The sequence below is a fragment of the Brachyspira catarrhinii genome, assembly GCF_005518285.1.
GTDB lineage: Bacteria > Spirochaetota > Brachyspiria > Brachyspirales > Brachyspiraceae > Brachyspira > Brachyspira catarrhinii.
Genome location: NZ_SJDU01000663.1, coordinates 1 through 784, shown reverse-complemented (window position 1 = coordinate 784; position 784 = coordinate 1). Strand labels below are relative to the sequence as shown.

The 784-nt window shown below is 34.3% G+C and carries 2 protein-coding genes; both read right to left on the bottom strand.

What is annotated here, in order from left to right:
• Window position 1: 1 nt before the first annotated feature.
• On the bottom strand, window positions 2-490 hold the full coding sequence (gene rplO, locus EZH24_RS12935; protein WP_137999434.1) for a 50S ribosomal protein L15: 489 nt from the start codon (window positions 488-490) through the stop codon (window positions 2-4).
• An 11-nt stretch (window positions 491-501) separates the two neighbouring features.
• A complete protein-coding gene (gene rpmD, locus EZH24_RS12930; protein WP_137999433.1) occupies window positions 502-681 on the bottom strand; it encodes a 50S ribosomal protein L30 in 180 nt (59 codons plus the stop codon).
• Between the last annotated feature and the right edge of the window lie 103 nt (window positions 682-784).

Below are 784 nucleotides of genomic sequence, written 5' to 3'. Positions count from 1 at the left end.
ATTAAGATTTAATATCTTTTTTCTCTCTAATATATTTTTTTCTTTCGTTTATTATAACTTTACCGCCCGATTTTTCAATCTTTTCTATAGCTTTTTTACTCGCCATATCGACAGTTATAGTAATAGCGTTTTTAACCTCGCCCATTGAAAGAAGTTTTATATAATCTCTATTTGAAGATAAATATCCTAATTTAAGCAAAGTTTCTCTCGATATCTCCGAACCTATAGAATCCAATTCTCCAACATTAATAATATTTACCGATTTTCTAAACGCCGAATTATTGAAACCGCTTTTTGGAATTCTTCTATGCAAAGGCATCTGTCCGCCTTCAAAACCAGCTCTCCTGCTATATCCCGCTCGAGATTGTGCGCCTTTATCTCCTCTTCCCGCGGTGCATCCCCAACCAGAACCTTGTCCGCGCCCTACTCTATGAGGTTTCTTACTCGAACCTTTTGGAGCGTTTAAAATTTTTGTATTTTCCTGTGCCATCTATTAAACCCTCATTTATATTCTACTTTAAGAAGATGCGAAATTTTATTTATCATTCCCTTTATTTGAGGAGTATCTTCATGCTCGACTATTCTTCTTCTCTTTTTAAAACCCAAAGCTACAACCGTGTCTCTTTGAGATTTTTCATAACCTATGGGAGATTTAATTAATTTTATAACCACTTTAGACATTATTCCACCTTCCCGTAAATTTGTTCTATACTAACGCCTCTTTTATTAGCCATTTGTTCAACCGTTTTCAAAGATTTAAGTCCTCCAAATTATATCCTTCAAA